This is a genomic window from Clostridium sp. D43t1_170807_H7 (genome assembly GCF_015555905.1).
GTDB lineage: Bacteria > Bacillota > Clostridia > Clostridiales > Clostridiaceae > Clostridium.
In genome coordinates this window covers 88,354-102,834 of sequence record NZ_JADNLK010000004.1, presented here as the reverse complement: position 1 = coordinate 102,834, position 14,481 = coordinate 88,354, and the positions used below count along the sequence as shown (strand labels likewise).

The following is a 14,481-nucleotide window of genomic DNA, read 5'->3' as shown; positions in this document are numbered from 1 at the left end:
TATTTTAGGAAATAATTAAGTTATAAATAAATATTATGGTAAATTTATATGGGGTATTAACAAGAGTAAAATTAGATGGTATATTAATAGATGTCGAATTATAAGAAAATGTATTTTAAATAGATGCGTAAAGAAAAAAATGAAAGATGTGATTAAATGAATAATAAATTTTTACCTATAAGTAAAGCAGATATGGAAGAGAGAGGTTGGGAACAATGTGACTTCATAATTGTAACAGGAGACGCATATGTTGATCACCATAGTTTTGGTACAGCAGTAATATCTAGGGTATTGGAGCATGCTGGTTACAAGGTTGGTATTATAGCTCAACCAGATTGGCATAGTACAGATGATTTTATGAAGCTTGGAAGACCTAGACTAGCATTTTTAGTTAATGCAGGAAATATGGACTCTATGGTTAATCATTATACTGTAAGTAAAAGGGTTAGAGAAAAGGATTTGTACTCTCCAGGTGGAAAAATGGGGCTTAGACCAGATAGAGCTACTATAGTATACTGCAATAAGATTAGAGAAGCATATAAAAATATTAATATTTGTATTGGTGGTGTTGAAGCTAGTCTTAGAAGATTTGCACATTATGACTATTGGTCAGACAAGGTTAGAAAATCTATATTAACTGATAGTGGAGCTGATCTTTTAATATATGGAATGAGTGAAAAGCAAATAGTAGAAGTTGCTCATTATTTAAATGAAGGATTTGATGCTAAGTATATAAGACATATACCTGGTACATGTTACTTAGCTGATAGTTTAGATGAAGTTTATGAAGAGCATATAGTTATTCCATCATATAAAGAGGTTTCTACTGATAAAATTAAATATTGCGAGGCATTTAAGGTTACATATCAAGAACAAGATCCTATAAGAGGAAGAACTATAGTTCAAGATCAAGGGGATAAATTCTTAGTAGTAAATAAACCAGAAGTAATTTTAAATAGAGAAGAGTTAGATGCAGTTTATGATTTACCATTTACAAAGGAATATCATCCAAGTTATGAACCAATGGGTGGAATTCCTGCATTAGAAGAGGTTAAGTTTAGTATAGTAGGATCAAGAGGTTGTTTTGGTAACTGTTCTTTCTGTGCAATAACATTCCATCAAGGTAGAGCAGTTCAAAGTAGAAGTAAAGAATCTATAGTTAAAGAAGCTAAAGAAATGACAGAAATGAAAGACTTTAAAGGTTATATTCATGATGTTGGTGGTCCTACAGCAAACTTTAGAAAACCTGCATGTAAGCATCAATTAACTATAGGTGCATGTAAGACTAAGCAATGCTTAAGTCCAGGTGTATGCAAAAACATGGAAGTAGATCATAAGGAGTTTATAGATGTATTAAGAAGCGTAAGAAGTTTACCTAAAATAAAAAAGGTATTTGTGCGTTCAGGTATAAGATATGATTATGTAATGGCTGATAAGGATGATACATTCTTTAAAGAGTTAGTAGAACATCATGTAAGTGGTCAATTAAAAGTTGCGCCTGAGCATGTATCAGAAGAAGTATTAAAGCATATGGGTAAACCGGCAGGAAGAACATATGAAGATTTTAGACAAAAATTCTTTAGAATAACAGAAAAACTAGGAAAGAAACAATACATTATTCCATATTTAATGTCAAGTCATCCTGGAAGTACTTTAAAGGAAGCCATCGAGCTTGCTGAATATTTAAGAGATATAAAATATCAACCAGAGCAAGTACAGGATTTCTATCCAACACCAGGGACATTATCAACTACAATTTTCTATACTGGATTAGATCCGATAACAATGAAACCTGTATATGTTCCTAAGAGTAAAGAAGAAAAGGCTATGCAAAGAGCTCTATTACAGTTTAGCAATCCTAAAAACTATAATATAGTTTATGATGCATTAATGAAAGCGGGAAGAGAAGACTTAATAGGAAATGGACCTAAGTGCTTAATAAAATCAAAGGAACAAAGATATAAAGAAGCCCATGGATTAGTTAGACCAAAATCTAAAGGGAACTCAAAGGGAAAGAGTTCTTCAAGAAAAAATGGAAAGCAAATGGATAAAAATTCTTCAAGTAGAGGGAAGAATAGTAATTCTAAGAAAAATAGAGATTCTAGAAATGCTAAAAATAGTAAAAATAAAAAAGGAAAAAATAGTAGAATCCGTTAATAAATAAGATTCTAAAAAGGTATAGTAATTTTTACTATACCTTTTTTATGAATAAATATTTAAAATATTTAAGTAAGAGAGCATTTTTTGCAAACATTAATAGTATTGCCATTCTCATCCTTTTTGTTCCAAACTAATTTAACTCTCTTTCTACCACAAATAGGACAAGTTCCTCTCCAATTAGGAAGTGTTTTAATGTATTTTCCACGTTTTTGTTTACTCATTTTTCATCTCTCCTTTCATTATGTTACATTATATTTAGTAAAAAAATTTTTATTACTCTAAATTTAATTAATTTAATGTAAGTTTTTGAAATTAATAACTCGAATAAGTTTTATAAAAAGCCATAAAATAATAGTAACAAAAAGATAAAAGGAGGTTCTAAAATGAAGAAGCTGGATACACTTTTAAGTAGAGATGTTGCCAAAAAAATGATTATTGATGGCGAACCTTGGGATAAAATAATGGAGACAACTCATTTAAGATTAAAGGATTTAAAACGTATACAAAGAGATGAAATAGACCCAAAATTCTAATAGATTTTATATAAAAAATAAGGAGAGAATAATGAAAAATCAAAGAGAATATACTAAAGAAAATTACTTAAAAAATGGAACAAAATCTCAAAATAATAATCCTAAAAATAAATATGTAACAACAATAGAGGAACCTGCACTTAATGAAAGTGGTATTGAGGCTAAGAGAAAAGGATTTTAAAAAAGTAAAATAGATTTTATAAGCAATATGAAATATATTATTTTTTATTATAATGGTATATTTTATATTGCTTTTTAATATTTTTAAAACAAAGGTTTATTTAAGATTTATTCTAAAATAAGGGGGAAAAAGGTTATGAGCTTAATGGTTTTTGCACCAGTAGGAGCAAGCTTAGCATTAATTTTTGCTGCGTTCTACACCTACACAATTTTTAAAGTTGATGAAGGTACAGACAGGATGAAGTATATTGCTGAAAGTATAAGAAAAGGGGCTAATGCATTTTTAAAACGCCAATACAAGGGTGTTGGAATATTTTTTGTAATTATGTTTATTATTTTATTTATACTGGCTCAATTTAAGTTTGTAAGTATTTTTATGCCATTTGCTTTTTTAACTGGAGGAATTTTTTCAGGGTTAAGTGGATATTTAGGAATGAAAATTGCTACAAACTCTAATAGTAGAACTGCAAATGCATGTACTAAAAGCTTAAATAGTGGTTTAAGAGTAGCCTTTTCCAGTGGTTCAGTTATGGGACTAGTTGTTGTAGGACTAGCATTGGCAGATTTAAGTATTTGGTATTTTATTTTAAATTGGTATTATGGAGCGATGCCGATAGACCAAAGAATTACAATAATAACAGCTACAATGTTAACGTTTAGTATGGGTGCATCATCTATGGCTCTTTTTGCAAGAGTTGGTGGTGGTATTTTTACTAAAGCCGCTGATGTAGGAGCAGATTTAGTTGGAAAAGTTGAAATTGGTATTCCAGAAGATGACCCAAGAAACCCAGCTGTTATAGCAGATAATGTAGGTGATAACGTAGGTGATGTTGCTGGAATGGGTGCAGACCTTTATGAATCATATGTAGGTTCAATTTTATCTTCTTGTGCATTGGCTGTATCTGCAGGTCTTTCAGTAAATGGTGCTGCAGTTCCTATAGTTATTGCTTCTATAGGTGTAATGGCTTCAATAGTTGGTAGTTTCTTTGTTAAATCTAAAGAAGATGTATCACAAAAAGCATTATTAAGTGCATTAAGACGAGGAACATATTTTTCAGCAATTATTATTGCAATAGCATCTTATTTTGTAGTAAATAATATTTTAGGCAGAGAAAATATTGGTATCTATTTCTCAATATTATGTGGGCTTGTAGCTGGTTTACTAATTGGATTTTTCACTGAGTATTATACTAGTGATAATTATAAACCAACAAAAAGTATTGCAAAGTCATCAGAAACAGGTCCTGCAACTGTAATAATTACTGGATTGTCAGTTGGAATGAAATCCACAGCAGCACCTGTAATTATAATAGGATGCTCTATATTAATTAGTTTTATTGCTTCTGGTGGATTTAATAATTTTAATATAGGGCTTTTTGGTATAGCAATATCCTCAGTGGGTATGTTATCTACCTTAGGTATAACTTTAGCTACTGATGCTTATGGACCAGTTGCTGATAATGCTGGTGGGATAGCAGAAATGGCAGGATTACCTTCAGAAGTAAGAGATAGAACCGATGCATTAGATTCTTTAGGTAATACAACTGCTGCAACAGGAAAAGGCTTTGCCATTGGATCAGCTGCATTAACAGCATTAGCATTTATAGCGGCATATAAGAATTCAATTGAAGAAATGGCAACAAGTAATAATATAGCATTTAATTTTGACTTATCAATATTAAATCCACAAGTTTTAATTGGTGCATTTATTGGTGCAATGGTTACTTTTGCATTTTCATCTTGTACAATGAGTGCAGTTGGTAGAGCTGCAAGTAAAATAGTTGTTGAAGTAAGAAGACAATTTAAAGAGATAAAAGGTTTAATGGATGGAAAAGCAGAACCAGATTATGCTTCTTGTGTTGATATTTGTACAAAATCTTCTCAGAAAGAACTTCTTGTAATTGCAGCAATAGCTATTATAAGTCCGTTAGTTGTAGGAATAATTTTAGGGCCTAATGGAGTTGCAGGATTACTTGCAGGAGCAACAATATGTGGATTTGTTTTAGCAGTTATGATGTCAAACTCTGGTGGAGCTTGGGATAATGCTAAAAAGCATATCGAAGCAGGTAATTTTGGTGGTAAAGGTTCAGAGTGTCATAAAGGTACTGTAGTTGGAGATACTGTAGGTGATCCCTTTAAAGATACTTCAGGACCAGCTATCAATATATTAATTAAGTTAATGTCTATAATTTCAATAGTATTTGGTATGGTAATATTGACTTTCCATATTTTCTAAAAAGAGCGAAGACTTTTGTCTTCGCTTTTTTTAATAATGTACATCTATAAAATGGAACTTTATATTACTATTACTCCATCCTAAATCATAAGGTACAAGCATTCTATCGGTATTATGGCAAGTTACTAATGGATAACCTTTAGAATCTAAACCAGTAACAGTGGAAACATGAGTTATTCTTCCTCTCTTTTCATAAGCTACTATGTCTCCAGGTCTAAGGTTAAAAGCATCTTTATAAGTGTCACAATAATAACCTTTTGCTATATAAGAACCACGTCCGCTATTTATTAAATAATTTTTAAATCCTTGGGCATTAACCCATGCTTTTGTAGCACTTTTATTGCAATAATTCCAAGTACTATTTTTTTTAAAGCCACCACCTTCAAACATAATTTGAGAGGCGAAATTAGCGCAATCACCACCATCTGGATTAAAGTTTTTATATTCTTTATTATATTTAAATAAATGTTCTTCATTATCACTAATTCCACAATATTCATGAGCATAGTCAATTGCTTTTTGAGTTCTTTCGTCTATTGTGAAATCAAATTTTTTATGAGAAAGAATAGTGTTTTTAATTTCAGTACATTCTATATTATTAAGATCAAGAGAATCAGCTAAAGGATCAGTATACCATTCTTTTATAATTATATACTTATCATCATCTTTTCTAAGATTTATATAATGGCAAGTGCCAAGTTTAAAATAATTTTCAATATTAGGTTCATCCTCATAGCTATAACAAAATTTTGTGCAAGCATAGCAAATTACGTTATACACATCTTTTTCAATCTCTTTTACCTTTGAAACTTTAATTATAGAGTTTATTTTCGTAAATGAAACACATTGTTTTTCACACCAATTAGTAAAGTATTTTGTTTTAGTAACTTCATTTTCATAAGCCCATTTTCCAACGTTTTTATTCAAATCATAAAATACTTTTAAACCTTCACAATCTCTAGTTAAAATTGCAGAATTTCTATTTGAAAATATATTTTCTATTAAAGGTTGAAATTGTTGTTTTAATTCATCATTATTATCGTTATCACTAGAAACATCAGTAAAGTCTTGTTGTATATTAGATATATTAGTTTCAGGAGATTCTAATGCACTTACTGTTAAAGTACTTAAACTTGATAGAATTAAAATAAATAAAATTATTTTATATAAAAATTGATTCTTTTTTAGTAATAAGTTATTCATTTTCATTACTCCTTACTTATCATTTGTTATTTTATTAAATTAGTTTGTAAATAGGTCTTATTATAGTTTGTGCCATGATATTAAATTTTATATACAAAATAAATATTAGAAATTATCAAATATTAAATTATTTTCATAAAATAAATATATAATATTAAAAACTGGAGAGAGTATGTCAGAGAAAGAGTTAAATAATATTTATGAAAATGGATTTATTTTAGATTTTGATGATGAAAGTAAGATAGTATTAATTTCAGATGTGCATAGAGGTGATGGAACATATTCAGATTCACTTCTACCTAATAGAAATATATATATAACAGCATTGAAATATTACTTGAAAAATGATTATACTTATATAGAAGTTGGTGATGGGGACGAGTTATGGAAAAATAAGAATTTCAATGAAATAGCTTATTTTTATGATGATATATATAAAATATTTAATAAATTTAGTAAGAAGAATAATATTTATTGTATTTATGGAAATCATGATCTTATTAAAAGGCAAAAAAATTTTAGGCAAAGGCAAGAAAAAGCTTTAAGAAAAATAGGTGCAGATTATGGAGATGAATTTATAAAGTTTATAAATAACAATGAATATTATGCAGGAATAAATTTAATGTATAAGCCTCTTAAAGAAAAAATAATGGTTACTCATGGACACCAACTAGATTTTTGGAATAATGAAATATGGAGGATAAATGAATTTTTAGTAAGATATATATGGAGGTTTTTAAATGGTGTTGCTGGTTTTAAGGATCCTACTAGATCAGCTAAGAGCAAAACAAAGCGAAGTAGGGTAGATATTAAGTTGCAAAATTGGGCTAGAGATAATTGTACAATGATTATTTGTGGACATACACATAATAGTAGATTCCCAGATTTATATGACCCACCATACTTTAATGATGGATGTTGCGTTTATCCAGCAGCTATTACAGCTATAGAAATAGAAAAAGGAAAAATAAAATTAGTAAAGTGGGTAATTGATACAGAAGATACTGGTTCACTTTGGGTAACTAGAAAGAGTATTGCAGGACCAGCAGAAGTTTCAGCATACTTACAATATGCTAAGGAAGAAAGATTAAGAAGAAATAAATAATATATTATTTTGATATAAATATAAATATAAATTATAATATAAATAAAGCTAGAGAGGAGAAAATAATGAGTGATTTAAGAGGAAAAGTTGCATTAGTTACTGGTGCTTCACGTGGAATTGGAAAGGCAATAGCAAAAGAACTTGCAAAAAATGGATCAAGTGTTATTATAAATTATTCTAAAGATGATGAAGGTGCTAATTCAACATTAAGAGAGATAAAGGAGTTAGGAGGGTATGCTAAGGTAATTAAAAAAAATATAGCAATGAAAGAACAGTGTCAAGAACTCATAAAAGAAGTAATTGATACCTTTGGAAAAATTGATATATTAATTAATAATGCAGCAAAATCAGAAATTGGATTATTTATAGACGTTGATGATGAAAATTTCCAAAGTCTAATAAATACAAATCTTCTAGCTCCTATGTATTTATCAAAATATGCATTAAATTATATGATTTCAAAAGGAAATGGTAATATAATTAATATTTCATCTATTTGGGGTGAAGCGGGAGCATCTTGCGAAGTAGTATATTCAACTACAAAAGGTGGATTAAACTTATTTACAAAATCTCTTTCTAAAGAAGTTGCTCCTTTTGGAATAAGAGTGAATTCAATAGCACCAGGTGTTATAAATACAGAAATGAATAATTTTTTAAGCGAAGAAGAGAAAAATCAATTAGTTGATGAAATCCCTATGAATAGATTTGGAGATGTAAGTGAGATTGCAAAAGCAGTTATCTTCTTATGTAAAGATGACTGTAAGTATTTAACAGGGCAAATTATTAGAGTTGATGGTGGCTTTTTATAATATATAGCTAAAGTAAAAGTGGTGATTAATATGATAAAGATAAAAATAGATAAAAATAGAGCAAATGAACCAATATTTAAGCTTGGATTTAAAGAGTTAGATGAAAAAGAAAATAGATTTCTAAAAAGAGCTTTAATTGAAGGAAAAGAAATAAAGGGTACATACAAATATGAAATTCCATTAAAATATTTTCTACCAATTATTAAAAATTTAGATAAAAGTAATATAAAATTAGATAGATATAGTAAATTAGCATATTTAGAGTTTTCAGATGATTTTGATGAGAATTACTATTATATTTTAGAGGCAAATGCAAAATTTATGAGAAAATGGAGAGAAGAAGGTTGTCCTAATATATTTAAAGTAGAGATAGATAGAGAAACATTAGATGTTAAAAAAGAAATAATATTCAAAAAAATAGATCGCGTCTATATTTAAATGGTAAATAAATTTAAAGTATTGCGATTTAAAAGGATGTCCATTAGACATCCTTTATGTTATACCTATTTTCATATCATTTTAAAATAAAGCCAATATACTTAATTAAAAAGATAACTATATTCTCAGAATAATTTATAGCACAAATTGTTAACTTTTAAGTGAGAAGCGGAGGATATCAAGTAGAAGAGAAAAAAATAATGTTTTAAGTGAGAAGCGGAGGATATCAAGTAGAAGAGAAAAAAATAATGATATTACCGGAAGGAATATTGTAATTAAGTTTTAGAATTTAATTGTTTTTGGAGGAAATAGGGCGTTAAAAAGCTGAGGAAACAAAGTGACTTTCGAAGCTTTAGCACTTTTCCGGAAAAAACAATATAAATTCTTAACGTAAATTACACCATTCCTGGAGGTTATATCATTATTTTTTGGCTTCACTTGATGAAAAATATTATTCAAAGTCGTCGGATATTATTAAGTCTTGTTTTTTTAGTGTAAAGGTGAATATAACACTATTTTCACCATTATTTAATGAAAAATCACTATTATGAAGTGTTAAGATTCTCTTTACTGTAGCTAATCCAAGACCATAACTATTTTTAGTTCTATCACCAGATTTATCAAGTCTATAGAATTTTGCAAAAACATTATCAAGCTCATTAGTAGGAATAGTAATTCCCTTATTTTCAAATGAAATTAAATACAGTGTTTCACTTTCAATAACAGATATAATAATTTCATTTCCTCTAGGAGTATATTTTATTGCATTAGATAGTAGATTTTGAACAACTCTTTCTAATGTCATAATATCTCCTTCTACATATGCATATTCAGGTAAATTAAATGTAATCGTTAGTTCTTTATTTTGTAATTCTAATGAAAATCTTTTTACCATACCTTGAAGTAGTCTTACTATATTAAATGATTCTAAGTTTAGATTAATAGTATCTGATTCAAGTTTTGATAAATCAAGCATGTTTGTTAATAGAAGATTCATTTTAGTTGCCTCATCTATTATTGTTTCAAGATACACTTCTGCATCTTTACCAGAAACAATTCCGTCTTTTAAACCTTCCGCATAACCACTAATTATTCCAAGTGGTGTTTTTAAATCATGACTAACACTAGACACAAAGTCTTTTCTCATGTTTTCAAGGTTTCTTTCTTTTTCAATATCTCTTTCTAATTGATTATTCTTTTCTTGCAATGTTTGCAGTGAATTTTCAAGATTTGACGATAAGAAGTTAAGTGTGTTAGCTAAGTTTCCGATTTCATCATCAGAATTTACTTCACATTTAGCATCAAAATCAAGAGTAGACATTCGTTTAGCAACATTATTTAAATTAATAAGGGGTTTGCTTATTAATTTTGAATAGATTTTAGATAAGAAAATAGCTAAAATCAAAAAACCTATAAATAAATAAAGATAAAAACTACGAATTACACTAGCTGCTTCTTTTATTGGTTGAACAGATGATACTGAAATAAGTATAGAGTCATTCTCACTTTGAAGAGACATTGATGATATTATACCTATCTTTTTATAAGTGCTATATTTATTAGTAAAAATAGTACTTTGAATTTTATTAGTTGATAAAACTTCTTGAATTAATTCATTATCAGATAATAGCTCAGAACAAAAATCCGTAAGTGATTTCATATCTTCAATATTATTTTTATCAAAATATGATAAATATTCAATACTACCATCTAAAGAAAAGATGGCAATACGTGAGTTGTTTTTTTCTTCATAGTTTAATAAAGCATTACTTAAATTATTTGTATTGAAATTTTGATAAGAATATAAGGTTTTAATTCGTTTAACATCTAATATCAATGATTCAGTCTTTTTTGACAAATAAAATTCTTCAAAAAACATATTTTGAAATAGAAAAGTAAGTAAAAATACTATTGATATAAGCCCGAAGGTTATTAATGTTATTCTTTTTGAAATACTATTTTTCATTTTGAACCTCAAATTTATAGCCACTTCCTCTAACTGTTACAATATAATTAGATTTTTCCCCAAGTTTTTCACGGAGTCTTTTAATATTTGTATCTACAGTTCTTAAGTCACCATAGTAATCTATTCCCCAAACATTATCTAGTATTACATCCCTACTTAAAGCTATTCCCATATTATCAGATAAGTAAACTAAAAGTTCAAATTCTTTTGGAGAAAGTGTTAAGGTTTCATTATTAATTTTTACTTCGTGAGCTAACTTATTTATAGTTAAACCATTATAGTTTTGAGTAGGATTAAAATCATCTTCATCAGAAATAGTTCTCTTTAATAAAGCTTTAATTTTTGCAATTAGTATTTTAGGTGAGAAAGGTTTTGTTACATAATCATCGGCACCCATTTCATATCCAAATAGCTTATCCTCTTCTTGCCCTTTAGCTGTTAATAAAATTATTGGAAGATTAGATACTGTTCTAATAGTTTCTAATACTGTTATTCCATCAATTTTAGGCATCATTATATCTAAAAGTATAAGATCAACTTTATTGCTTTTAAAAACAAATAATCCTTCATCACCATCAGAAGCTTCTAAAACATTAAATCCTTCTGTTTTTAAATAATCTCTTAAAAGAAATCTTATTTTTAATTCATCTTCTATTATTAATATTGTTTTGTTCATAATGCCTCCTTTAAAAATAGTTTATTACATAAATTATAAAACATTATTATTTAATTATAAACTATGATATAAAATAATTCATATAAAAACTATATTGTAAAGAATTATATGGAGTGTAAAAATATTATTAGGTTGTAATTACATATCAAACATATTATATTATAATTCTAGATAGAATTATATAGATGGGGGAAGGTAGGCGCGATGGTAAAAATAAATTTTGATGTGAAAAAGCATAAATTAGAAAATGGTTTAGAAGTGATAACAATAAAGAAAGATACCCAAATCTCATCAATTAACATAGGTGTAAAAGTTGGGGCCTTAAATGAGACTTTAAGTGAAAAGGGAATCTCTCATTATATAGAGCACATGTTATTTAAAGGGACTGAAAATAGAACATTCCAAAAGTTAAATGATGATTTAGAAGCTTTAGGTGGAGAATACAATGCCTATACAGATTTTTCTCAAACAGTTTACTCCATAAGCTGCTTAGAAGAAGAATTAAAAAGAGCTATAGAAATATTAAGTGATATGTTAATTTACTCTAAGTTTCCAGAAGAAGAGATTGAAAAGGAGAGAGGAGTAATATTAGCAGAAATAAGATCAAGTAAAGATAGCGTAGAAGATTTTAGTTTTAAAAAAATAAATGAAGTAGCATTTAAGAAAAGTGCATTAAGATATGATGTTGCAGGGCTAGATGAAAATGTAAGATCTTTTACTAGAAAAGAGCTTTATGAGTATTATAAAAAATATTATATACCTAATAATGCATTGATAACTATGGTATCATCATTATCTCATGAAGAAGCTTTTGAGGAAATATCAAAGCATTTTAGTAAGTGGGAAGCAAAGGAAAGTATTAAGTTAGTAGTTAAAGATGAAAAAAATAGACACATAAAAAAGGTAACAACTAAAGATAATATAGAACTTTGTACAATAATTTATTTATTTACATTTTATGACCTAGATAAAAAGTATGAATTACCTTTAAGAATATTAAATCACAGACTAGGGGAAAGTGCTAACTCTTTATTATTTAGAGAAGTAAGAGAAAATAGAGGATTAGCATATGATATATATTCTCATTTAGATATTACTCAAAATGTAAGAACTTTATATGTATATACTGCTGTTGATGAAGAAGATATTGATGATGCTGCTAGTGCAATTGAAGAAATTTTTAAGGATATTAAGTTTAGAAAGATAATAATTGGAGAGAATGATTTAAATATAATGAAGAAAGTTCATAAAACTGCAGTTATATCCACATTAGAAGATTCAGTTGAGTTATGTAGCTATATATTAAGTCAAAGCTTAGAAGGTGAAGATATATTTGAATTTTTAAAAGATATGGATAGTTTAAATACAATAACTGCTGATGAAATATACGAGGTAGCGAATAAAGTATTAAATAATCCTACTATTCATATACTAAAATCTTCATAAGGTGACAATAATTATGAATATAATAACTAAAATTGAATTAGGTAAAAGAAATAAAGAAAGAGTAAATATTTATATTGATGAGGAATATGCTTTTTCTATAAGTGCAGAATTAGTTTATAAGGAAAATTTAAAAGTTAAGGATCAAATTAATGTTGAAAGTTTGAAAAAACTAGCGGATGAAGATAATTATATAAAGTGTAAAAATTCAGCTCTTAGAATAATTGAAAGAAGCTACAAAAGTGAAAAAGAGTTAAGAGATAAATTAGCATTAAAGGGATATGAAGACCATATAATTAAACGAACAATTAATTTCTTAAGAGAGTATAATTTATTAAATGACATTACTTATGCAAAGATGTATGTAAAAGATAGGTCTAAAAATCAAGGAAAAAAGAAAATTAAATATACACTTATGCAAAAGGGAATAGATGAAAATATAATTGAAGAAGAACTAGAGAAACTAGATAAAGATGAAATAAAAGAAGTTGTACATGAGATGGCGTTAAAAAAATACAAGGTTTTATGTAAAAGAGAAAGTGATGATTATAAATTATCACAGAAATTGTATAGATTTTTAATGGGGAAGGGGTATGATTATGATTTGATTAAAGATGTTGTTAAATCTATAGTCAAATCAGAAGATTTGGAATAAAGGAGAAATCTTAATGAAGGAAATACTCTCTTATGCTATATGTTTATTTATAATAATATTAGGTATTACTAGTAGTGTTAAAAAGACGCTTAAAAGACGAACAGTAAATTTTTCATTAGAAAGAGTTCTTTATTATTTTTCTATATTGGTAAGTATTTTGTTGATAGCTTTGGAAATAGATATAATACTTGAAGGTATTACAAAGATATCCATGGTAAGTTTTAATCTAAGTGGAGTATATAATGATATTTTTAAAATTGCATTACTTGTAGTTTTATTCTTTATGATTCAAATTATTTTATACAAGGTTTTAAAGTTAATTTTAAGTCCTATTTTTTCAAAGTTAAATAGACAAAATAGTGTTTTATTAGTAGTGTTATCATCTGCTTTGGGAAATATAAAGAGTATTATATTTTTATCAATTATTTTTGTGGGTATAATTACTTATAATAATACAATAGGAATTTATAATAAAGTAGAAATCTTTAATGAAAATAAAATATATGCTGAATTATCATATATATTAGAAAGAAATACAAGTAAACTTACAGAAGAAATAGTTGAGAACTTTCTTCCAGCTAGTAATATAGTAATATATTATAATGGAGTAACATTAGAAGAGGGTATTAAGTCTACTGATGAAATTGATGCTATGGCAAGAGAGTTAACTAAAAATGTTACTGATGATATGGATAAAGCACGAATATTATATTCATGGATAGGTAGTAATTTGCAGTATGATTATGATAGAGCAGAAAAAGCATTGAATAATGAAAAGGTAGAAGATAGTGGGGCAATAGCAGCCTTTAATAATAGAAGTGGAATTTGCTTTGATTATTCATGTCTTTATGTAGCGATGGCAAGAGCAGTAAACTTAAAGGTTAGATTATTAACAGGAAGTGCATATGATGGATCACAATATGGTCCTCATGCATGGAATGAAGTATATATAAGTGAAATAGAAAAGTGGGTACCTGTAGATACTACTTTTTACTTAGCGGGTAATTATTTTAATAATGATGATTTTTATGAAGATCATATTATAGATAGTATTGCAGGAGAATGGTAAAAGAAAAG

Annotated in this window: 14 protein-coding genes; 10 read left to right on the top strand and 4 right to left on the bottom strand. The window is 27.6% G+C overall.

Annotation, left to right across the window (positions count from 1 at the left end; all coding sequences use genetic code 11):
- Positions 1-156 precede the first annotated feature (156 nt).
- Complete coding sequence (locus tag I2E98_RS03910) at positions 157-2,157, top strand: YgiQ family radical SAM protein (protein ID WP_195467661.1); 2,001 nt, start codon at positions 157-159, stop codon at positions 2,155-2,157.
- A 68-nt stretch (positions 2,158-2,225) separates the two neighbouring features.
- Here the strand turns inward: I2E98_RS03910 and I2E98_RS03905 are convergent, their stop codons facing one another.
- Positions 2,226-2,381 carry a hypothetical protein gene (locus I2E98_RS03905; protein ID WP_195467660.1) on the bottom strand — a complete coding sequence of 52 codons (156 nt, stop codon included), beginning with the start codon at positions 2,379-2,381 and terminating at the stop codon, positions 2,226-2,228.
- 162 nt (positions 2,382-2,543) lie between these two features.
- Here I2E98_RS03905 and I2E98_RS03900 point away from each other — a divergent pair, with 162 nt between their 5' ends.
- From I2E98_RS03900 to I2E98_RS03890, 3 genes are all read left to right on the top strand, one after another.
- Positions 2,544-2,693 (top strand): hypothetical protein, encoded by a 150-nt coding sequence (locus I2E98_RS03900; RefSeq protein ID WP_195467659.1) that lies wholly within the window; start codon positions 2,544-2,546, stop codon positions 2,691-2,693.
- Between the two features lie 31 nt (positions 2,694-2,724).
- A complete protein-coding gene (locus I2E98_RS03895; RefSeq protein WP_195467658.1) occupies positions 2,725-2,874 on the top strand; it encodes a hypothetical protein in 150 nt (49 codons plus the stop codon).
- 135 nt (positions 2,875-3,009) lie between these two features.
- A complete protein-coding gene (locus tag I2E98_RS03890) occupies positions 3,010-5,109 on the top strand; it encodes a sodium-translocating pyrophosphatase (RefSeq protein WP_195467657.1) in 2,100 nt (699 codons plus the stop codon).
- Between the two features lie 30 nt (positions 5,110-5,139).
- On the opposite strand, the gene I2E98_RS03885 is transcribed toward I2E98_RS03890, so the two are convergent.
- A complete protein-coding gene (locus tag I2E98_RS03885) occupies positions 5,140-6,312 on the bottom strand; it encodes an amidase domain-containing protein (RefSeq protein ID WP_195467656.1) in 1,173 nt (390 codons plus the stop codon).
- A gap of 172 nt (positions 6,313-6,484) precedes the next feature.
- Here I2E98_RS03885 and I2E98_RS03880 point away from each other — a divergent pair, with 172 nt between their 5' ends.
- From I2E98_RS03880 to I2E98_RS03870, 3 genes are all read left to right on the top strand, one after another.
- Entirely contained in the window at positions 6,485-7,417 is a 933-nt protein-coding gene (locus I2E98_RS03880) for a metallophosphoesterase (RefSeq protein ID WP_195467655.1), read from the top strand.
- Between the two features lie 65 nt (positions 7,418-7,482).
- Positions 7,483-8,226 carry an SDR family oxidoreductase gene (locus I2E98_RS03875; RefSeq protein WP_195467654.1) on the top strand — a complete coding sequence of 248 codons (744 nt, stop codon included), beginning with the start codon at positions 7,483-7,485 and terminating at the stop codon, positions 8,224-8,226.
- Between the two features lie 30 nt (positions 8,227-8,256).
- Positions 8,257-8,664 carry a hypothetical protein gene (locus tag I2E98_RS03870; protein WP_195467653.1) on the top strand — a complete coding sequence of 136 codons (408 nt, stop codon included), beginning with the start codon at positions 8,257-8,259 and terminating at the stop codon, positions 8,662-8,664.
- A 451-nt stretch (positions 8,665-9,115) separates the two neighbouring features.
- Here I2E98_RS03870 and I2E98_RS03865 read toward each other — a convergent pair whose 3' ends face one another.
- Together I2E98_RS03865 and I2E98_RS03860 are read right to left on the bottom strand one after the other, a co-directional pair.
- Positions 9,116-10,630 carry a HAMP domain-containing sensor histidine kinase gene (locus tag I2E98_RS03865; RefSeq protein ID WP_195467652.1) on the bottom strand — a complete coding sequence of 505 codons (1,515 nt, stop codon included), beginning with the start codon at positions 10,628-10,630 and terminating at the stop codon, positions 9,116-9,118.
- Complete coding sequence (locus I2E98_RS03860) at positions 10,620-11,306, bottom strand: response regulator transcription factor (protein WP_195467651.1); 687 nt, start codon at positions 11,304-11,306, stop codon at positions 10,620-10,622. The genes I2E98_RS03865 and I2E98_RS03860 overlap by 11 nt, the downstream gene beginning before the upstream one ends.
- A 204-nt stretch (positions 11,307-11,510) precedes the next feature.
- On the opposite strand from I2E98_RS03860, the gene I2E98_RS03855 reads away from it, so the two are divergent.
- From I2E98_RS03855 to I2E98_RS03845, 3 genes are read left to right on the top strand one after another with little or no spacing between them, the layout of a single operon-like run.
- Complete coding sequence (locus I2E98_RS03855; protein ID WP_195467650.1) at positions 11,511-12,752, top strand: pitrilysin family protein; 1,242 nt, start codon at positions 11,511-11,513, stop codon at positions 12,750-12,752.
- Between the two features lie 13 nt (positions 12,753-12,765).
- Entirely contained in the window at positions 12,766-13,404 is a 639-nt protein-coding gene (gene recX / locus I2E98_RS03850) for a recombination regulator RecX (RefSeq protein WP_195467649.1), read from the top strand.
- A gap of 13 nt (positions 13,405-13,417) precedes the next feature.
- Entirely contained in the window at positions 13,418-14,473 is a 1,056-nt protein-coding gene (locus I2E98_RS03845) for a transglutaminase-like domain-containing protein (protein ID WP_195467648.1), read from the top strand.
- The last annotated feature ends 8 nt before the right edge of the window (positions 14,474-14,481 follow it).